At 61.3% G+C, this 21,832-nt stretch carries 9 protein-coding genes; 5 read left to right on the top strand and 4 right to left on the bottom strand.

Translation table 11 applies throughout. The annotated features are described in order from the left end of the window. Positions 1-8: 8 nt before the first annotated feature. Positions 9-2,210: a patatin-like phospholipase family protein gene (locus ACXX9E_RS13010; protein ID WP_458555522.1), complete on the top strand. Its 2,202-nt coding sequence runs from the start codon at positions 9-11 to the stop codon at positions 2,208-2,210. 131 nt (positions 2,211-2,341) lie between these two features. Here the strand turns inward: ACXX9E_RS13010 and ACXX9E_RS13005 are convergent, their stop codons facing one another. The 3 genes from ACXX9E_RS13005 to recQ all read right to left on the bottom strand — a co-directional run bounded on the left by ACXX9E_RS13005 (position 2,342) and on the right by recQ (position 6,945). After that, positions 2,342-4,120, bottom strand: a complete 1,779-nt coding sequence (locus tag ACXX9E_RS13005) for a motility hub landmark protein FimV (protein WP_458555521.1) — start codon at positions 4,118-4,120, stop codon at positions 2,342-2,344. Positions 4,121-4,247: 127 nt separating this feature from the next. After that, the gene (locus tag ACXX9E_RS13000) at positions 4,248-4,682 is read right to left on the bottom strand and encodes a MarR family transcriptional regulator (protein WP_027613988.1); all 435 of its coding nucleotides are present in this window, start codon (positions 4,680-4,682) and stop codon (positions 4,248-4,250) included. Positions 4,683-4,815: 133 nt separating this feature from the next. Then, on the bottom strand, positions 4,816-6,945 hold the full coding sequence (gene recQ / locus ACXX9E_RS12995) for a DNA helicase RecQ (RefSeq protein WP_186748508.1): 2,130 nt from the start codon (positions 6,943-6,945) through the stop codon (positions 4,816-4,818). Positions 6,946-7,254: 309 nt separating this feature from the next. On the opposite strand from recQ, the gene ACXX9E_RS12990 reads away from it, so the two are divergent. The 3 genes from ACXX9E_RS12990 to ACXX9E_RS12980 all read left to right on the top strand — a co-directional run bounded on the left by ACXX9E_RS12990 (position 7,255) and on the right by ACXX9E_RS12980 (position 11,092). Continuing rightward, the gene (locus ACXX9E_RS12990) at positions 7,255-7,842 is read left to right on the top strand and encodes a UPF0149 family protein (RefSeq protein WP_123465629.1); all 588 of its coding nucleotides are present in this window, start codon (positions 7,255-7,257) and stop codon (positions 7,840-7,842) included. 10 nt (positions 7,843-7,852) lie between these two features. Continuing rightward, entirely contained in the window at positions 7,853-8,248 is a 396-nt protein-coding gene (locus tag ACXX9E_RS12985; protein WP_123465627.1) for a YbaN family protein, read from the top strand. 156 nt (positions 8,249-8,404) lie between these two features. Next, complete coding sequence (locus ACXX9E_RS12980; protein ID WP_458555520.1) at positions 8,405-11,092, top strand: hypothetical protein; 2,688 nt, start codon at positions 8,405-8,407, stop codon at positions 11,090-11,092. 115 nt (positions 11,093-11,207) lie between these two features. Here the strand turns inward: ACXX9E_RS12980 and ACXX9E_RS12975 are convergent, their stop codons facing one another. Beyond that, positions 11,208-19,814 carry a retention module-containing protein gene (locus ACXX9E_RS12975; RefSeq protein WP_458555519.1) on the bottom strand — a complete coding sequence of 2,869 codons (8,607 nt, stop codon included), beginning with the start codon at positions 19,812-19,814 and terminating at the stop codon, positions 11,208-11,210. Positions 19,815-20,345: 531 nt separating this feature from the next. On the opposite strand from ACXX9E_RS12975, the gene ACXX9E_RS12970 reads away from it, so the two are divergent. Continuing rightward, positions 20,346-21,704 carry a TolC family outer membrane protein gene (locus ACXX9E_RS12970; protein ID WP_186744659.1) on the top strand — a complete coding sequence of 453 codons (1,359 nt, stop codon included), beginning with the start codon at positions 20,346-20,348 and terminating at the stop codon, positions 21,702-21,704. Positions 21,705-21,832: the final 128 nt, after the last annotated feature.

Genomic DNA, 21,832 nt, shown 5'->3' with positions numbered 1-21,832 from the left:
GACTCACAATGCGCCGTCTGCTGCTCTGCCTGCTGCTTGGTTACCTGCCCTTGTTCGTTCACGCCAGCGCCCCTGCCAATGAAGCCACGCGGCCAAAGGTCGGCCTGGTGCTGTCCGGTGGCGCTGCGCGTGGCCTGGCGCACATCGGCGTGCTCAAGGCGCTGGAAGAGCAAGGCATCAAGATCGACGCGATTGCCGGCACCAGCATGGGCGCGGTGGTCGGCGGCCTGTATGCCTCGGGCTACAAGATCGACGAGCTGGAAAAACTCGCCCTGAACATCGACTGGCAACAGGCGCTGTCCGACGCCCCGCCCCGGGAAGACGTGCCGTTTCGGCGCAAGCAGGATGACCGCGACTTTCTGGTGAAACAGAAACTGAGCTTTCGCGACGACGGCAGCCTCGGCCTGCCGCTGGGGGTGATTCAGGGGCAGAACCTCGCACTGTTGCTGGAGAGCCTGCTGGCGCATACCAGCGATACACGGGATTTCGACAAGCTGCCGATCCCGTTCCGCGCCGTCGCCACCGACATCGCCAATGGCGAAAAAGTGGTGTTCCGCAAGGGTCACCTGCCCCAGGTGATTCGCGCCAGCATGTCGATCCCGGCGGTGTTCGCCCCGGTGGAACTCGATGGCCGGTTGCTGGTGGACGGCGGCATGACCGACAACATCCCCCTCGACGTGGCGCGGGAAATGGGGGTCGACGTCGCCATCGTCGTCGATATCGGAACGCCCCTGCGCAGCAGCAAGCAGCTGACCACCGTGGTCGACGTACTGAACCAGTCGATCACCCTGATGACCCGGCGCAACTCCGAAGAGCAACTCGCGGCCCTGAAACCGTCGGATGTCCTTATCCAGCCGGCGCTGGCGGCGTTCGGCGTCACCGACTTCGGCAAGGCGCAGGACATGATCGACGCCGGTTACCGCGCGACGCGAATTCTCGACGCCCGCCTCGCCGTACTCAAATCCGCCGAATCCCAGGATGCCGAACTCAACGCTGCCCGCTCGCCGGGCCAGCGCACACCGATCATCACCGCGATCAAGGTCGAGAACAATTCGAAAGTCGATGACGATGTCATTCGTTACTACATCCGCCAGCACATCGGCGAACCGCTGGACCTGGGGCGCCTGCACTCGGACATGGGCACCCTGTATGGCCTCGACTACTTCGAGCAGGTGCAATACCGCGTCGTGCACAAGGGGCAGGATCACACCTTGGTCATCAGTGCTCGTGGCAAGCGCAGCGGCACCGATTACCTGCGGGTCGGCCTCAACCTGTCGGACGATATGCGTGGCGACAGCGCTTTCAACCTCGGTGCCAGTTACCGGGTCAACGGCATCAATCGGCTCGGCGCGGAATGGCTGACCCGCGCGCAAATTGGCGATAAACAGGAGCTGTACAGCGAGTTCTACCAGCCGCTGGACGTCGGCTCGCGCTACTTCATCGCCCCGTCGGTGGTGTTCGAAGCGCAGAACGTCGATGCCGTGCTCGATAACGATCCGATCGCGCAGTACCGCGTCGAACGCTATGGCATGGCGCTGAATGTCGGCCGGCAGATCGGCAACAACGGTGAAGTGCGCTTTGGCGTCGGCGAGGCGTGGGGCAAGGCTGACGTGCGCATTGGCGATCAGGACCTGCCCAGCGAGCATTTCAACGAAGGCTTCTATTCGCTGAAGTACTCCTACGACTCGCTGGACAACGTCTACTACCCGCACGAAGGCAAGGACATCAGTCTGACACTGCTGCAATTCGAACCGAGCCTGGGGTCAGACACACGCTACCGGCAATGGGAATTCAAACTCGATAAAGCCATGAGCCGCGGGCCGGACACGCTGATACTCGGCGGGCGTTACGGGCGCACACTCGACGACACCAACGTGGTCACTTCCAGCTTCCTGCTCGGCGGTGCGCGGCAGTTGTCGGGCTTCCGTGAGGATGCGATTTCGGGACAGAACGTCAGTCTGTTGCGGGCGGTGTATTACCGCCGCCTGACCCCTCGCGCCTACCTGCCGCTGGACTTCCCGCTGTACGCCGGTGCTTCGCTGGAGCGTGGCCGGGCATGGAACAACGACAATGAATTCGACAGTGGCTACATCAACGCCGCCAGTGTGTTTATCGGGTTCGATACACCATTGGGGCCGTTGAATTTCAGTTACGGGCTGAATGATGCCAACGAGCAGGCGGTGTACCTGAATCTCGGCCAGACCTTCTGATCAATCAGGTCTGACGGGCCGTGTTCGCGAGCGAGCCCGCTCCCATAGTTGGAATGCCTTTCAACGGTGGGAGCAGGCTCGCTCGCGAAAGCAATCACCCAGCGCCCCTGAAAATACCGGTGACTCAACAATCAACGAATCCCCGCCAACAAGGTTCGAGCGGTTTGCCTGAGGGGTTCGTCGCCCTCCTTGAGCAATTCATTGAGCAACGCAATCGCACTGTCGATGTCTCCGTCATCAATGCAGGTCTGTGCCTGCTCGAGCTTGCCGGCACCTGCCTCGCCCTCCTCCTCCGGCATCTGCAGCTCCAGCGTTTCCAGGGGTAGCGACGGCGGCGGATCAGCAAACTCGTTGAGAAAGTCATCGTCCAGCGGCTGAGCCTCGGGCTCGGGGATCCATTCCAGCTCCGCTTCTTCGCTGGCCGCCGGAAGCTCAAAGTCCTGCGGCAGCACTTGCAGACGGCTACCCTGCGGTGCTTCGTCCAGCGTTGATCGCGGCGGCGCCGCACGGCTGTCCTCCAGATCCCAACTGGCGGCCGTCGACAATTCATCCAGCTTCAGCTCGAAATGATCTTCGGGCGCTGCCGGCTCAGGCTCAGCGACAACCACCGGCGCGACACTGGCAGCCACCGGCGCAACAGCCGCCAATGGCGCAGCACTCAGCAGTTTCGGATGACGCTCGCGCACCGCCTGCAGCTGCGCGGCCTCTACACCGAGTTCACGCAGGTGCTGTTCCTGTTGCTCATACGCTGCGCTATCACCCTGACGCCCGAGCACTTCCAGCAGTTGCAGGTCGAGGTCGATGCGTTGCGGTTCTTTGTGCAAAGCCTCGCGCAGCAGGCCAACCGCTTCACCCAGCCGTCCGTACGCCAGATAAATCCCCACCGCTTCCAGCACATCGCCCGCCGCGGGTTCTTCGCGATGCTCGGCTGTAGCGTGGGGCCTGACGGGATGACTGTCGGCCACTTCCTCGATTTGCGTGTCGCTGCCGGACGGCCACAATGGCAGCGCTGTTTCATCCTGTTTTGACTGACGACGACGGCGAATCACTACGCCGGCAATCAGTCCGCCAAGCAACAGCAACAAACCACCCAGCCACCAGCCATTCGGGGAATCGTCAGCCGCGGCGACCGGCGCAGTCACCTGGGCCGGCGTCGGCGTGACCACCGCAGGCGGTGGCGGTTTCTGCAGTTCGGTCAGTCGGGTCTGCAGTTCACCCAACTGCTTCTTGCCATCGGCGATGAGCGCCTGCTGTTCCTGCAGTTTTGCGTTCAACTCATCGACGGTTTTTTGCAACTGCTGGTTGTGCAGGGTGCTGGCGGCCAGCTGTTCGGCGAGCGCATCGCTGGCCGCTGCGGCGGGCGGTGGCGGCACCGGCGCCACTGCGCGTTTGCCCTGGGCTGCCTGAGTCGGCGCGGTGGTCGGTTCGACCGTGGGGAATTCAGAGGATTGCGGGCGCGGGTCCGGCTCATCGGTGGCCGGTACGATACCGGGCGAGCCCGGCGGGTCGATCAACACGGTGTACTCGCGCAGCAGGCGCCCATTGGGCTGATTGAGCTGCACCAGAAAATTCAGAAAAGGTTCGTTGACCGGTTTACTCGAGGTCACCCGGACCAGTTGGCGACTGCCGTGCAGAATCGGCGTGAATTTGAGGTCGTTGAGGAAGAACACCCGCTCGACCCCGGCGCGACCGAACTCATCCGCCGTCGCCAGGCTGATCGACAGATCGCTCTGGGTGAGCGCGCCGACATCCACCAGCGCGATGTCGGCCTTGAGCGGCTGATTGAGGGCTGAATGAACCGTGATGTCACCCAGCCCAAGAGCCACCGACGCGGTCGAATAGCTGAATACACCAGCGACCAGCAACCTTTTGGCGCCACCGCGCAGTACCACGTGCCAACTTGCGAGCATGAGCATCCCTTAAATAAGCAAAACCGGTTTCTATGCGTTCGCACATCCGGTACGAACACGATATTGCCCAGTAGTTCTTATAGTCTGCTCAGCGCGATCCCTCAAAAAACCGGCACGCGTTTATGCCTCAAGACTTTTCCAGATTGCCCAGAATGTGCCCGTGAACGCGCATGCACACCTTTAGATCCGCTTCGTCGACGCCTTCGAACAATTCGTGGCGCAGTTGCGTGGCAATGGTTTCGATTTGTTCGATCAGCGGCAAGGCGGGCGCGCAGAGCACGATCTTTTTCGCCCGACGGTCTTCCATCACGGACTGGCGTTGCACCAGGCCCTGGCTTTCCAGACTATCGAGCAAGCGTGCAAGGGTCGGCCCTTCGACACCGACGCTTTGCGCCAGCTCACGTTGCGTCGGCGCGTCTTCAAAGCGCGCCAGGTGCAGCAGCACCAGCCAGCGTGCCTGGGACAGGCCCAGCCCCGCGAGGCGACGGTCCAGTTCGGCACGCCAGCCACGGGACATCTGGGCCAGTTGCATGCCAAAGCGGTGTTGATCGGTTAACGGCATAAAACACTCATGGTTAGACTGACAAATAGAGAAAAACTAATTATTAGTCAGCTAAGCATGGCCTGCAGTTATAGGCAAGAGTCGACCTGTACTGAATCGTTACAACTGTCTGGCGTCTGGCGCAATCGCCCTCTCACATTTCAAATTCAGATTGCAGCGCAGCCCGCACGCAGTACAGCACGCCCTCCGGCACACGCCCGGCAAACAGCTCGGCCACCTCGGCGACCGACGGTAACTCGCCCTCGCCATCAAGGAAGGCATCCTGCACTTCGCCCATCAAGTCTTCCGGCAAATCCAGCGCCTGCTCCAGCGACAACTGCTGCTTGCCGATGGCTTCAGCGAGCATGGCGTAGACGTTCTTCTCCGAACACTGCAACTGCCCGGCGATCTGCAACGGCGTCATGCCGGCGCGGGCCAGGGTGATCAATTCGTGGCGCACGTCGGCCACCGCTTTGGGTGCCTCGGCCTCGCCGCCGAGCACCTCGAGGAACGCCTCGCCATAGCGTTCCAGTTTGCGCGCGCCGACGCCGCTGACCCGGGCCATCTCCGCCAGGGACGTCGGCTGGCTGCGCAGCATTTCCAGCAAGGTCGAGTCGGGAAAGATGACGTACGGCGGCACGCCGTGTTCTTCCGCCAGTTTGCGCCGCAGGGCGCGCAACGCTTCCCACTGTTCGCGCTCCTCGCCGCGCACCAATTGGCTGGCCGGGCTCTTGCTGGTGGTCTTGGCGGTGACTTGCGGCTTGAGATCGCGGCGCAACTCCAGGGTCACTTCACCCTTGAGCAGTGGTCGGCAGCTGTCGTTCAGACGCAGCCCGCCATACCCTTCGTGATCGACATCGGCCAGCCCGCGCGCGACCAACTGGCGAAACAGCGAACGCCATTCGCTTTCGCTGAGCGCCTTGCCGACGCCGTACACCGACAGATGTTGATGGCCGAAGCTGCGGACCTTTTCGTTGTCCTTGCCCAGCAAAACATCCACCAGATGACCTACGCCATAACGCTGGCCGGTGCGGAAAATCGCCGACAACGCCTGACGTGCCGGCTCGGTGGCGTCCCAGGTCTGCACGCCATCGACGCAGTTGTCGCAATGGCCGCACGGCTCGGGCATGTCTTCATCGAAGTAGGCCAGCAGCGTCTGGCGACGGCAGCGGGTTTCTTCACACAGCGAAAGCATGGCGTCGAGCTTGTGCTGCTCCAGACGCTTGTGCCGCTCATCGCCTTCGGAGTTCTGCAGCATCTGCTTGAGCATCACCACGTCTTGCAGACCGTAGGCCATCCACGCATCCGCCGGCAGACCGTCACGGCCACCACGCCCGGTTTCCTGGTAATACGCCTCAAGGGATTTCGGCAGATCGAGGTGTGCGACAAAGCGCACGTTGGGCTTGTCGATACCCATGCCGAACGCGACGGTGGCGACCATGATCAAGCCTTCCTCATTGAGGAAACGCTTCTGGTGATAGGCACGCAGATCGTTGGGCAGGCCGGCGTGATAGGGCAGCGCCGGGAAGCCTTGTTCGCTGAGGAACGTCGCCACTTCCTCGACCTTCTTGCGCGACAGGCAATAGACAATGCCGGCATCGCTGCGCCGCTCGGCGAGGAACGCCAGCAACTGCTTGCGCGGCTGCTCCTTGGGCACGATCCGATAGAAGATGTTCGGCCGGTCGAAGCTCGACAGGAAACGCTCGGCGTTCTGCAGATGCAGGCGGGTAACGATTTCTTCGCGGGTACGCTTGTCGGCGGTGGCGGTCAGGGCAATGCGCGGCACGTCGGGAAACATTTCCGCCAACTGGCCCAGTTGCAGGTATTCCGGACGGAAATCGTGGCCCCATTGCGACACGCAGTGCGCTTCGTCGATGGCGAACAGCGCAATGTTGAGCCCTTGCAGGAACGACAACATGCGCGGCTGCACCAGACGCTCGGGCGCCAGATAGAGCATCTTCACTTCGCCACGCTTGATACGGGCTGCGAGGTCGCGCTGTTGCTCGGCGCTGAGCGTGGAGTTCAATGCGGCGGCCGCTACGCCCAGTTCTTCAAGGGTGGCGACCTGATCGTCCATCAAGGCGATCAACGGCGACACCACCACTGCCAGGCCTTCGCGCAGCAGCGCCGGCACCTGGAAGCACAGGGACTTGCCGCCACCGGTAGGCATCAGCACCAGCGCATCACCGCCGCTGGCCACGCGCTCAATGATTGCACCCTGACGGCCACGGAAACTGTCGTAGCCGAAGATGTCCTTGAGGACGCGTTGAGCCTGTTCGAGCATAAAAACTCCAAAAATCTACCGAAACATCCCTGCACAGGCTGGTTCAGGACAGCCAAGGCTGCTTAAACAAAACGTAAGAGCGCATTGCCAGACAACCGCAATACGAGCAGGGAGCGCAAAACGCGGCAGTATACCCGAGCCCTCCCCGGCAGGGGGTGCCGCTGAGAAGACACCCTCAAACCTGTCACATAAATCCCACAGGGTTATTGGTGTTGCCTGTAATTACGGCAAATCTGCCGTGCGGCTGGCTTGAGCGCGCAAGAAGGCCTAGAATTCCCGCATTGTTTATTCCCCCAAGGTAGCCCCGTAATGTCCTTCGCTGAGCAACTGACCCGCCTGCAAGTTTTCCTCGATGCCGACGAGCTGCATGACGAGGCGCTGGATTACGTGGCCGCCCACGGGTACCTGACCGCGCTGTCGATCTGCGCAGAAGAGGTACCGGAGCGTGAGTGGATCGACGCCCTGTTCGCTGAAGAGCCGCATTACAGCAGCGACGCCCAGCGCGAAGAGATCGAAGCCACCCTGATCGGCCTCAAGGCACACATCGCCCGTCAACTGGCGTCCGACGAAGAATTCGAGCTGCCATGCGAACTGGATCTGGGCGACGAGCCGGACGACTCCGAACTGCGCGGCTGGTGCATCGGTTTCATGGAAGGCGTGTTCCTGCGTGAAGCGGCCTGGTTCGAAACCGCCGAAGAAGAGGTCAGCGAAATGCTCCTGCCGATCATGGTCGGTTCGGGCCTGTTCGACGAACAGCCAGAGTTCGAAGACATCGCCAAGGACGCCAACCTGATGGACGACATGATTGTGCAAATTCCGGAAGCCCTGACTGCGCTGTACCTGCTGTGCCAGGCGCCTGACGAAAAACCGGCGATCCTCAAGCCACGTCACCACTAAGCTCCGGCCTATGGACAACCCCATAGGCAACCGCCCCCTGATGTTGCGCTACATCCTGCTGGCCATCGGCTGGCTCAGCGTGGCATTGGGGGTGATCGGGATCTTCCTGCCCGTACTGCCTACCACTCCTTTCCTCCTGCTGGCGGCCGCCTGTTTCGCCCGCAGCTCTCCGCGTTTCTATCGCTGGCTGGTCGAACACCCGAAACTGGGTCCGTGGATTCGCGACTACCTCGACGGCAACGGCATTCCGCTCAAGGGCAAGGTCTACGCGATCGGGCTGATGTGGGCGAGCATTCTGTTCTCGTGTTACCTGGTACCGATGCCGTGGGCACGGGGGTTCATGCTGACCAGTGCGGTGCTGGTGACGGTTTATATTCTTCGACAGAAGACGCTGCAAAAGCCCTGATACCCTCCACTCGATCGACCTCTGAAGATACAACAGACAGCACCAAGGCCACCGCTCGTCGAAAAACGTTCCGCACCTGTCAGATCTGACAGGTGCGCTTTCCCCCACAACGCGCTCTGATAACTCCTGCCCGCCCACCGTCCAGGAGCCGTAAACATGGCCACAGCCAAATCCAGCGACAACACCATATTGGCGCTATTCCCTCCCCACGCTCCAGACGCCACCACCCCGGTGGTCGGTGCTGTCTATGGTGTGCCCAAGCATGTCTACGACCTCAAGCCCATGGGCCTGACCATCGTCGTCGACCCTCCGCAATCTGGCACGCTGCAAGAAGGCGATGTCATTCGGCTGCGGCTCAACGGCGCCGATACCGAAGCCACAAAAACCGTCCTGGCTGGCGAAGAAAATTCCCGTCACACCCTGTATCTGCCCAAGGGCCTGCTGCTGACCGATCGCGTCAATACCCTCGTTTACACCATCACCCGCATCAGCGAAAACAAAGGCACCTCCACGCCGGAGCTGACTCTGCTGTACAACAGCATCCGCCCCGGCATCGAGGATCGCTCGCCCGGCGATAGCGCCCATTCCGAACTGCAACTGATCCTGCCCCAGGACGTGCTCGACGACGGCATCGACGCCGACCGCGCCAAACAGGGCGTGCAAGTATGTTTCGCCTACCCTTACTGCCGCGCCTACGACCAGATCCGATTGAACTGCAACGGTCAGGATGTCCCGCACACCGTGACCGCCGCCGAGGCCCCGCCCACTCCCTCGGCCGAGCCGACCAGGATCTGCGTGATGGTCGAGGAAGCGGTGTTCCTGAGCGCCGGGGACAACCCGAAGTTCATCTTTTCCTACACCGTCACCGACCAGCTCGGCAACGGGCCGGACACCGATTCGCCCTATTCCGGCGCGGTGGAGGTCGATGTGAACCTGAAGGAAACCCGCCTGGTCGCCCCCGATCTGGCCGAGGATCCGGATGACCCGAACGACGATCCGAGCACTATTGATCTGGACAAACTCTCCGGCAAGGATCTGACCGTATTGGTCCACACCTTTGCTCCGTTGTGGCAACCCAACGATAAAATCCGCGTGAGCTACAGCGCCACCGCGTCGAACGGCACAGTTACCCTGCACAGTGTGGAACAGGACGTCGTGCGGATCCCGTTCACCTACAAACTGATGGTGCCCAACGCCAAAGTGCTCGCCGGCAGCGTGGTGCGGGCGAAGTACGAATTGCTGAAAAATGGCAACGTCTTCGCTACTTCGAAAAATGCCGTGGCCGAAGTCATCGGTTCAGAGGTTATCGAGTTGTTGCCGCCGGTGCTGCTGAAACCGGCGGTGAGCCCGATCGACGCGCTGGCCTATCCGCAAGGCGTGACCATCCGGGTCGAATATCTGGGCGCTCTGCCAGGCGACAAAGCGCGGCTGGTGGAGGTCAACCCACCGGCAGGCGCACCGCAGTTTCCATTGGTGCCGTTCAACAATAATAAACGCACAAACACGGTATTAAGTCTGGCGTTCCTGACAGCCAGGCATGGCAAGGAAATTCGGTTGCGGTGGAACCTGAATCGCGATAACGCACAGAAAGGCAAGTCGCCTGATTTGAACCTGAGCGTGTCGAAGATTAACGAGGGCGATACGCGTTTGCCGACGCCGGTGGTGGATGGCAAGACCGGCAATGAACTCGACGTGGCGCTGTTACAGCCCACCGCCCAGCTCACCGTTACGACCTGGCCGCACGTCGAGGGTGAGCGGCTGTGGTTGCAGTACGAAGGCAAGGACAATCAGGACCAGACCGTGACCTTCGACGACCTTCGCGGTGAAGTGGGCGTGGGTGCATCAGGCTTGAGCCGGGCGGTGCCGCTGGACTGGTTGAAAGACTTGAAAGATGGCAGTGAGTTGAAGGTGACGCTCAAGGTTAATTTTGATGGGGTGGCGAATGCGGCGACGGCGGTTGGGTTTCCGGTGCGCCGCTATAGCGTCCGAACCGTCAAACAGGTGGATCCGACCATCATCTCGGTGAAAGGTCATTCCGCCAGCGGCCCGGAAATCCCCGACGGTGCGACTACCACCGCAACCACCCTCATGCTCACGGGCGAGGGCACTGCCAATCAGGCAATCACGCTGCGTGACAATGGTATTGCCATAGTCACATTCGACGTAAACCCTCAAGGCGACTGGAGTCGTACGCTGACTGATCAGGATATTGGAGACCATCGCTATACGGTCAGGTCAGCATATGGCTCGACTCCAGAGTCTTCGGCGAGAACCCTGACCCTCTCGCACATGACCGACTTTCAGGACAGCACTTACAACGGCTGGGACCTCTACACGGGAGCCCGAAGCGGATCAATTCGCGTCCATGCAGGCGAGAAGGCGTACTTCAACTTCACTGACGTCGCCCCCTCCACAGGCTATTCGGGTGCCATTTTTTACCAGGACTTTGTGCTGGCGCCCGGCACCTACATGTTCACAATGAAGGCTTGTCACATCCGCGAGTTTCCCAACGCCAATCTGGTCAATCCGATTCTGGCACTCACCACCAGCTTGCCGAATAGCCCGCAAGTCGTTCGTGAACTTCCTAAAAACGGCACCAAATATGACTTCTCGCTTACGTTCACGGTTGCCGCTCGTCAATCTGTCAGGCTCTATATCGTCAATCACCAGGACAATGGCATCGGTAACGATTTTGGCATCTTCACCATCGGCCTGAGCAAAGGAAGCACAAATGTGAATGGCGCGATGGAAACCCTCAATGAACTGCCACCCTACACCGGAGCACTGCAGACAATCGTGTTGCCCCAGCCGTCGGGAGTGGCCTCTGATAGCGGGCAATCATAGATTCTGTTTTTGATACCCGCCATGATGTCAGCAAGGACGAGCGCCCTGGCGTAAAGCATGAAAAACCCGCCGCCCCGATCATCGGAGCGGCGGGTTTTGTCGTTTCGGACTTTGCTTACACCGTATCCACCTTCAACGAATGGTCATTCAACATCCCGCTGATGATCGTCGCCGTGTCGTGTCCGCCAGCGACCACCCCGCCCGCCCCCGGCGTTACGCCGTAATGGCTGGCGAGGTTGACACCGGCCAGGTCGATGGTCTGGTTCGGCGTGGCGCCAGCCAGGGCGCTGACGTCGATGCTGGTGAGCACCGAGGCGCCGCTGCCGGTGACGGTGAAGTGCAGGTAGTCGTCGAGCGACGCGGTGCTGCCGTTTTCACCTTGCAGCAGTTGCGACAGGTCGAGTTTGTCGGTGCCGGGGGTGAAGTCGGTGATCGTGTCGTGGCCACTGTTGCCCTTGAGGTACTGGAAGGTGTCCGCGCCCGGCCCGCCGGTCAGGGTGTTGTTGCCCAGGCCGCCGATCAGCAGGTCATCGCCACCGCCACCGTTGAGGATGTCGTTGCCCAGGCCGCCGTTGATCACGTTGTTATTGTTGTCACCGGTGAGGGTGTCGTTGAAGTTCGAGCCGACCAGATTTTCGATGCCGGTCAGGGTGTCGGTGCCGGCGCCGAGGGTGTTTTGCGCACCGAGCAGGCCGAGGTTGACCGTGACCCCGGCGGTGGCGTGGGCGTAGCTGACCGTGTCGATGCCGGTGCCGCCGTCGAGCAGATCATTGCCTGGGCCGCTGTAGAGCAAATCGTTACCCGCGCCGCCGTGCAGCTCGTTGTTGCCTGAGCCTGCGGTGAGCACGTCGTTGCCATCGCCCGCGTTGAGGATGTTGTTGCCGGTGCCGGCCACCAGCACGTCATCCCCAGAGGTGCCGGTGAGGGTGTGGCCGTCCTGATAGCTGATGGTCACATTGGCCGTGTCGCTGCCACCGTGGTTGTCGTTGGCGGTGTAGGTGCCGTTGAAGTCCGGGGTGATGTCGTGGGCCCCGGCGTAGTTGAGGGTCATGGTCAGTTGATAGTTTTCTGCCGCGTTGGGGTTACCGCCGCCGCTGGGGTTGGAGATGTTGGTGATGTGGATCTGGTAGACGCCGTCCGACGTCGCGGTGAGGGTTTGCCCATCCGCCAGCGCGATGTAGGCGCCACCGTTGATCGAGTACTCCATGCTGACGTAACCGGCCGCCAGGTTGTGATCCAGGTTGAGGGTTTCGCCCTGGCGCAGATTGACGGTGATGCGGTCTTCATCGTTGGCGTTGCTGTTGGTCACTGCACCGAGATAGCCACTGACCACCAGCACGGCGGTCATGGTCGCGGCATTGGCACTGAACGCATTGCGCACGTTGGCCAGGTTCTGGTTGGCGGCGGTGTTGACGTTGGTGCCGGTGAAGTTGATCGCCCCGGTGCCGGTGAAGTCCGCCGCTTTCGAGACCCAGCCGGTATTGAAACTGGTGGGCGTGGCGTTGAGGGTATCGCCATTCGGATCGGTGTCGTTGGCCAGCAGCAACTCGCCGGGCACCACGATGTTGCCAGACAACACGTTGGTGATGACGTGGTCGTCCATCGCCACTGGCGGCGCGTTGGGGATCACTTTCACGGTCAGGGTCGAGCTGGCGAGGTCGCCGTCGTTGTCGCTGAGGGTGAAGCCGATGTTCTCGGTGATCACCGTGGTCGTGGTTTTCTGTGAGGTGTAGCTGTAGTCACCGGTGTCGAGGTTGATCACCAGCGTGCCGCTGTTATTGGTGGCAATGCTCAGGCTGTTGTTCACCGTGTTGAACGTGCCGTGGTTGGTGCCGCCGCTTGCGGTCAGCGAACCCTGACCGCTGTTGGCGCGCGGGTCATAGGTGTAGGTGGTGCCGTCGACCACGATGGATTTGATGAAGCCGCCATCGGCGCCGAACGTCCCGCCCTCGCCCAGCAGCGAACCGGTAACCGGCGCGCCTTCAACGGTGCCGGACAGCACCGAGTTGAGTTGATTGAGGTCGGTGACCACCACCGCGTTGGTGTTGGTGTGGCTGATGCCGTCATACGCCAGCGGGTCGAGGTTGGCGTTGCTCACGCCGCTGCCGAGGCCGATCGCGTAGTTCTTGATGTTGTTGGCATCGAGGAAGGCTTTGAGCGTCGCTTCGTCGGCAGTACCAATATCGCCCTCGTTGGGTTTGCCGTCGGAGAAGAAGTAACCGACGTTCTGCGCCCCGGTGAGTTTGCCCGAGGTGTTGAACGCGTTGTACATGGTCGCCACGGCAGCGTCGTAGTTGGTGCCACCGCCAGCGGTGAGTCCGGCGAGAATGGTTTTCGCTGTGGCCACATCGACCCATACCGTGGTTCGGTCGGTGGCGTTGCTGCTGAAGGTGACGAGCTGCACTTTCACATCGCCGAGGTCGTCGTACTTGTCGAGCAAGGCGCTGATGGCCTGCTTGGCCAAGGCCAGCCGCGACAGGCCCGGTACGCCAGAGGCGTCGGCCATACTGCCGGAGATGTCGAGGACGATAAGGATGTTGGAGTCGATCTCCACCGCCGCCACCGAGCGATCCGAGGCCACGGCTTTGGGCACGTCGTCGACGATGTTGACCACGATCGTACTGGTGGTGCTGTTGCCCAGCGCATCGGTGGCTTTGTAGGTAAAACTTTCGCTCAGGGTGTTGGCACCATCGTTGGCGTTCGGCGTGGTTTTCGGTGCCGAGGTCAGGGTGTAGGTGTAAGTGCCATCGGCGTTGAGCTGGATCTGACCGTACGTGCCGGTGGCGCTGCCGACCAGGGTGTAAGTGATCGCGCCGCTGCCGCCGGTGACTGCACCGACCAGCGTGCCGGTGGTGGTTTCGCCGGTATTGGTCGGGTCGCTGCCGGTGACCGTACCGGGGGCCAGATCCTGGCCGTCCTTGGTCAGGTCGAGGGCTTTTTCGTAGACCGTCACGTCCTGGTCCACCGACGCCACGAGTTTGCTGTCGGCGACGTTGATGGTGATGGTGGTGGTGCTTTCGTCGCCATCGCTGTCGCGGATGGTGTAAGTGAAGGTGTCGGTGGCGCCTGGTGGGCTCACCGAGTTCGGGTTGCTGTGATAGACGGCGTTGCCGGCCGCATCGAGGGTCAGGTAACCGAAGTTGCCATTGATGTTGCTGTTGAGACCGCCGATGGCCGAGGTGCCGGTATTGCTGCCGGCACGCACACCGACCACCGTGGCCGCACCATCGGCCCCGCTGATGTCATTGCCGAGCACGCTGACGTTGACCGTACCGCCCTCCGCCACCGAACCGGTGTCGGGTTTGGCGGTCGGCAAGTCGTCGATGATGTTGACGTTGATCTGCCCACTGGCGGTGCTGCCATCGGTATCCGTCGCCACCACGTTGAAGTTTTCGGTGAGGCTGTTGGCACCGCTGCCGGTCGGGTGGGCTTCGTTGTCGACCAGGGTGTAGCTGTAACTGACGACACCGGTGGCCGGGTTGTAACCGGTGACGGTGAAGGTGCTACCCAGTGGCGAAACCACCGATTGCGGGAAGCCTGCGGCGACACCATTGGTCACCACGGCAATGCCACCGACGGTGAGGGTTTGCAGACCATCGAGAGCGGTGACGGTGAAGGTGCCGCTCTGGGTCAGCGCCGGGGTGTCGGGGCTGGTGCCGTCGCTGAGGTTTTTCTCGTAGACGGTGAGTTCGCCGCCATTGACGTCGAGGCCGTTGAGCAGCACCGGATCGTCGTTGTTGTGGATGTTCAGCACCAGGTTGGCGGTGCTGGTGTCGCCGTCGGCATCGGTCAGGGTATAGGTGAACGTCTCGGTGCCGTTGCCGCCGCCATGCAGTTTTTTGAAGTCGGCATCGTTGGGGTTCAACGTGTAGGTGTACGTGCCGTTGGCGTTGAGTACCAAAGTGCCGTACGTCCCGACGACAGTGGCGGGAGTGATCGGCCCGGCATTCGGGCCGGTCGCGACCACATCGGCGCCTTGCACATCGTTGGTCAGCACATTGCCGGTCAGGGTCAGTTGCGTTTCCGAGGCGCTGTTGGCGTTGCTGTCGTTCACGGCTTTCGGCACGTCATCGACGATGCTGACGACGATGGTGCTGTTGACGATGTTGCCGAGCGAATCGGTGGCCTGATAGGTGAAGGTTTCGGTCAGGGTGTTGGCGCCGTCGTCAGCATGCGGTGTAGTGGTGGCCGCTGAGGTCAGTGTGTAGGTGTACGTGCCGTTGGGGTTGAGAACGATCTGCCCGTAGTTGCCGGTGGCGCTGCCGACCAAGGTATAGCTGATCGCGCCGACCGCACCGGTGACCGAGCCGACCAAGGTGCCGGACGCGGTTTCGCCGGTGCTGGCCGGATCGCTGCCGGTGACCGTACCGGCGGCCAGGTCCGCGCCGTCCTTGGTCAGGTCCAGCGCTTTTTCGTAGACAGTGACGTCGGTGTCACTGGTTGCATACAGTTTGCTGTTGGCGACATCAATGGTGATGGTGGTGGTGCTTTCATCACCGTCGGAATCGCGCACGGTGTAGGTGAACACATCCACCGCGCCCGGGCCATTCACCGCATTCGGATTACTGTGGTAGACGGCGTTGCCGTTGGCGTCCAGGGTCAGGTAGCCGTAGGTGCCGTTGATGTTGCTGTTGAGGCCGCCGATGGCCGAAGTCGAGGTGTCGGCGCCGGCGCGCACGCCGACCACCGCACCGGTTACGGCCGGGCCGTCGGCGCCGCCGATGTCGTTGTCCAGGACATTACCGCTGACGGTGCCGCCCTCCACCACAGATGCGGCGTCAGGATGGGCGCTGGGCAAATCATCGACAATGTTGACGTTGATCTGGCCGCTGGCCGTGCTGCCATCGGTGTCCGTCGCCACCACGTTGAAGTTCTCGGTGATGCTGTTGGCACCGTTGGCGTTCGGATGGGTTTCGTTGTCGACCAGGGTGTAGCTGTAACTCACGACACCCGTGGCCGGGTTGTAACCGGTGATGGTCAAGGTACTGCCCAGCGGCGTGGTGACCGATTGCGGGAAACCAGCGGCCACGCCACCGGTGACCACGTTGATGCCGCCCACGGTCAGGGTTTGCAGACCATCGAGGGCGGTCACGGTAAAGGTGCCGCTCTGGGTCAGCGCCGGAGTGTCGGGGCTGGTGCCGTCACTGAGATTTTTCTCGTAGACGGTGAGTTCGCCGCCATTGACGTCGAGGCCGTTGAGGTAGACCTGATCGTCGTTGTTGTGGATGTTCAGCACCAGATTCGCCGTACTGGTATCGCCGTCGGAATCGGTGATGGTGTAGGCGAAGGTTTCCGTGCCGTTGCCACCACCGTGCAGGTTTTTGAAATCAACATCGGTGGTGTTCAGGGTGTAGGTGTACGTGCCGTTGGCGTTAAGCACCAAGGTGCCGTACGTCCCGGTGAACGTGCCCGGGGTTACCGGCCCGGTCGGTACGCGATCCGCACCTTGCACGTCGTTGGTCAGGACGTTGCCGGTCAGGGTCAGCAAAGATTCCGACGCGGTGCTGGCGTTGCTGTCATCCACGGCCTTCGGCAAGTCATCGACGATGTTCACGTCGAGGGTGGCATTGGCGGTGGTGCCATTGTCATCGACCACGGTGACGGCGAACTGCTCAGGCAGATTGTTCGCGCCGTTGGCGCTTGGATGGGCTTCGTTATCGACCAGGGTGTAGCTGTAGCTGACCACGCCGGTCGCCGCGTTGAAACCGGTGATGGTCAACGTGCTGCCGAGCGGCGTGGTGACCGATTGCGGGAAACCTGCGGCCACGCCGTTGGTGACGACGGCGATGCCGCCGACGGTCAGGGTTGTGACGCCATCGAGTGCGGTGATGGTGAACGTGCCGCTTTGGGTCAGCGCGGTGGAATCCGGTGCGCTGCCGTCAGTGAGGTTTTTCTCGTAGACGGTGAGTTCGCCGCCATTCACATCGAGGCCGTTGATGACCACAGGATCGTCGTTGTTGTGGATCTGCAGGACGAGGTTGGCGGTGCTGGTATCGCCGTCGGAATCGGTAATGGTGTAGGCGAAGGTTTCCGTGCCGTTGCCACCACCGTGCAGGTTTTTGAAGTCGGCATCGGTGGTGTTCAGGGTGTAGGTGTACGTGCCGTTGGCGTTAAGCACCAAGGTGCCGTAAGTACCGGTGAACGTGCCCGGGGTTACCGGCCCGGTCGGTACGCGGTCCGCACCTTGCACGTCGTTGGTCAGGACGTTGCCGGTCAGGGTCAGTAAGGTTTCCGAGGCGGTGCTGGCGTTGCTGTCATCCACGGCTTTCGGCAGGTCGTCGACGATGTTCACGTCGAGGGTGGCATTGGCGGTGGTGCCGTTGTCATCGACCACAGTGACGGCGAACTGCTCAGGCAGATTGTTCGCGCCGTTGGCGCTTGGGTGGGCTTCGGTATCGACCAGGGTGTAGCTGTAGCTGACCACGCCGGTCGCCGCGTTGAAACCGGTGATGGTCAACGTACTGCCGAGCGGCGTGGTGACCGATTGCGGGAAACCTGCGGCCACGCCGTTGGTGACGACGGCGATGCCGCCGACGGTCAGCGTGGTGACGCCATCGAGTGCGGTGATGGTGAACGTGCCGCTTTGGGTCAGCGCGGTGGAATCCGGTGCGCTGCCGTCAGTGAGGTTTTTCTCGTAGACGGTGAGTTCGCCGCCATTCACATCGAGGCCGTTGATGACCACAGGATCGTCGTTGTTGTGGATCTGCAGGACGAGGTTGGCGGTGCTGGTATCGCCGTCGGAATCGGTAATGGTGTAGGCGAAGGTTTCCGTGCCGTTGCCACCACCGTGCAGGTTTTTGAAGTCGGCATCGGTGGTGTTCAGGGTGTAGGTGTACGTGCCGTTGGCGTTAAGCACTAAGGTGCCGTAAGTACCGGTGAACGTGCCCGGGGTTACCGGCCCGGTCGGTACGCGGTCCGCGCCTTGCACGTCGTTGGTCAGGACGTTGCCCGTCAAGATCAGATTCGTTTCGGCAGCGGTGCCGGTGTTGCTGTCATCGACCGCTTTGGGCAGGTCGTCGATCACGTTCACATCCAGGGTGGCATTGGCCGTCGTGCCGTTGTCGTCCACCACGGTGACGGCGAACTGCTCAGGCAGATTGTTCGCGCCGCTGGCGGTTGGATGGGCTTCGTTATCGACCAGGGTGTAGCTGTAGCTGACGACGCCGGTCGCCGCGTTGAAACCGGTGATAGTCAGGGTACTGCCCAACGGCGTGGTGACCGATTGCGGGAAACCTGCGGCCACGCCGTTGGTGACGACAGCGATGCCACCGACGGTCAGGGTGGTGACGCCATCGAGTGCGGTGATGGTGAAGGTGCCGCTTTGGGTCAGAGCGGTGGAATCCGGTGCACTGCCGTCAGTGAGGTTTTTCTCGTAGACGGTGAGCTCGCCGCCTTCGACGCTCAAGCCATTGATGACTACCGGATCGTCATTGTTGTGGATCTGCAAAACCAGATTCGCCGTACTGGTATCACCGTCGGAATCGGTAATGGTGTAGGCGAAGGTTTCCGTGCCGTTGCCGCCACCGTGCAGGTTTTTGAAGTCAGCATCGGTCGGGTTCAGCGTGTAGGTGTACGTGCCGTTGGCGTTAAGCACCAAGGTGCCGTAAGTACCGGTGAACGTACCCGGGGTTACCGGCCCGGTCGGTACGCGGTCCGCGCCTTGCACGTCGTTGGTCAGGACGTTGCCGGTCAGCGTCAGTTGAGTCTCTGACGCCGTGCCATTGCTGTCATCGAACGCTTTCGGCACGTCGTCGGTGATGTTGACGTCGAGCGTGCCGGTCGCGGTGTCGCCGTTGCTGTCGCCGGCAATCACCGTGAACTGTTCGCTGAGGTTGTTCGCGCCGTCGCCGGCCGCGTGGCTTTCGTTGCCGTTGAGGGTGTAGCTGTAACTGACCACGCCCGTCGCCGGGTTGTAACCGGTGATGGTCAGGGTGTTGCCCAGTTGCGTGGTGACCGATTGCGGGAACCCGACCGCGACGCCGCCATTGATCAGGTTGATGCCGCCGATGCTCAGGCTGGTCAAACCGTCCGGCGCCGACACGGTGAAGCTGCCGCTTTGCGTCAGTGCACCCGGGTTGGCCGACGAACCGTCAGGCAGATTGGCTTCACTGAGGTTCAGTTCGCCGCCCGCCACATTCAGGCCGGTAAGGGTCACCGGATTGTTCACCGGTGGCGGCACCACGACTGCCGGGGTGTTGTCACCGTTGTCGATCACCGCGTTGCGGCGTTCTTCGGGGAATTCAGGAATACCGCCGAATCCGGCGGTGGGGAAACCGATGATCGGGTCGACGCGTCCGCCGACTTCGGTCAGCAAGACAAAACTGTGACCGCCGCCCGCCTCTCCCGGTGCGCCGCCCGGGGCATTCGGACCGGCCGCGGTGGCTTCAGCGGTTTTACTCGGGTCGTCACCGGCGGCGATGGCTTTCTGGATCTGCTCGACGTCGGTCAATTGCGCGTCGCTCGGTGTCACAGCCTCCGCGGCATTTACATGCGCCGCCTGACCCGCCAGCAGTTCACCGGTCATGGTCATGCTGCTGCCGCGTCCGAGGGTCAGTTCCTGGCCGTTTTGCAGATGAACGGCGACAGCGCCTTCCGCGCCGGTGATCAGTTGGTCGCCGACAAACAGGCGATCCCCCTCAACCAGTGCGCGTTTAGTACCGTCGGCCGACTGAGCGAAAACCTGGCCAATGACTTTAGTGACTGTGCCAATGAGCGTTGCCATGTGAAATCCTCCGCTGCCGACCACCGTCGGCACTGGTAAGCGAAGCAGCCCATGGCTCAATCGGGTTGTTGGAGGCGACGCTCGCACCTTCAACAGTTCGTTTCGCAGGTGGCTTTTTCGGAAACATCAGTGCTATCAAGCACTTCCGCATCCTGATCAAAGCCATACGCCCACTAACGCTACGTAACGGTGGTGAATCACCCGAGTGACAAAAAACTGTCGCTCATCTGCCGCTACGCGTCCCTCCCCTTCAGCATTACTTCGCCGTATGTCGCAAAGTGAATGGAACTTTCCTCAAGCCTTTTTGTGCTCCCTAAAGCGCATGAAACAAAGGCTTTCGTCCTGAACAATGTGCCGGTTTTCGCCAAGCGCATAAGTTTTTTTCGGCATAAGCCTTATGAAAATTTTTTCTTAGCTACGCTTCAGGATGTTCTTAGCTCTGTTGTTACAAGAGTGAAACGCTTACACCTAAAAAGTTCGTCAAATATTTGGCGACAGTAACACACCATCAGGACTCAGGGAGATGCACCCATGCGCGTTCTAACCCCCCTCTGCAGCGCGGTTTTGCTGGCCATGGCTTGCACTTCTCAAGCCCAGGCAATGAACCTCACCGAAGCGATCCAAAGCACCATTGCCACCCACCCGGAACTGGCCTCGCGCGTGGACGCAAAACTGTCGGCCGACGAACAAGTGAAAGTCGCCAGGGGTGGCTTCTATCCGTCCGTCGATCTGAACGCCGCTTATGGTCGCGGCTACAGCGACAACACCAACACCCGGGCCCTCGGTAATCACCACACCGCCATCCTCAATTACACCCAGTCCGAGCTGCGCCTGCGGCAGATGCTGTTCGACGGGTTCAACACCGCCAACGAGGTCGAGCGCACCAAGGGTGTGTCCAACTCGCGCGCTTATTACGCGCAAGGCACCGCCCAGGATCTGGCCCTGCGCACCATCGAGGTCTACCTTGAAGTGCTCAAGCGTCGCGAACTGGTGAGCCTGGCCAAAAACAACCTGCAGGCGCACTTGCGGGTCAACGATCAGATCGGCCTGCGCACCCAGCGCGGCATCGGCAGCACCGCCGACTCCGACCAGTCGGTGGCCCGTAAGGCGCTGGCACAAAACAACCTCGATACCGCCGAAGTCGATCTGGCCGACGCCGAATCGAACTTCTATGCCGTGGTCGGGCGCATGCCCGATGAGCTGGAAGCTCCGGCCTCGACCCGCGGCGAATTGCCCGCCAGCCTGCCCGAAGCCCAGCAGAGCATGGTCGAGAACAACCCGTACCTGAAATCCGCCCAGGCCGACGTGCAATCGGCCGAGAGCCAGTACGAAGTCGCCAAGTCGCCGTTCTATCCACGCTTCGATGCCGAAGCCGCGGTGGGTGCGAACAACAATGTGCAAGGTGATGAAGGCCACGACAACGAATGGCGCGTGGGCGTGATCATGAACTACAACCTGTTCCGTGGCGGCAGCGACAAGGCCCGTCTGGCCTCCGATGCGCACCAGATCAACCAGGCGATGGACATCCGCAACAACGCCCTGCGTCAGTTGAACGAGAACATTCACCTGGCCTGGAATGCCATGGTCAACGCGAAGAAACAGACCCCGACCGCCCGCGAATACGCCGAGACCACCAAACGCGTGCGCGCGGCGTATCAGGATCAGTTCGGCCTCGGCCAACGCACCCTGCTCGATTTGCTCGACAGTGAAAACGAGCTCTACAACGCCAACCGCCGCTACACCGAAATCCGCTACACCGAGGAATATTCGATGTACCGCGTGCTGGCGAACATGGGCCAGTTGCTGAGCAAACAACGGGTGGTGCTGCCGGCGGATGCGATTGCGGCGACCGAAGTCAAAAACGAAGCACGCCTGCCTGAGCTGAAATAAACGAAAAACCATGTGACGAGGGAGCTTGCTCCCGCTGGGTTGCGCAGCAATCCCAAAGATTTGAGCAGCAATGAGATCCATGGGACTGCTGCGCAGCCATCGGGGATAAATCCCCTCGCCACAGGTTG

It is taken from the genome of Pseudomonas sp. GNP014 (genome assembly GCF_054344005.1).
The sequence above is the reverse complement of the archived record's forward strand: the minus strand, read 5'-3'. Positions and strand labels throughout refer to the sequence as shown.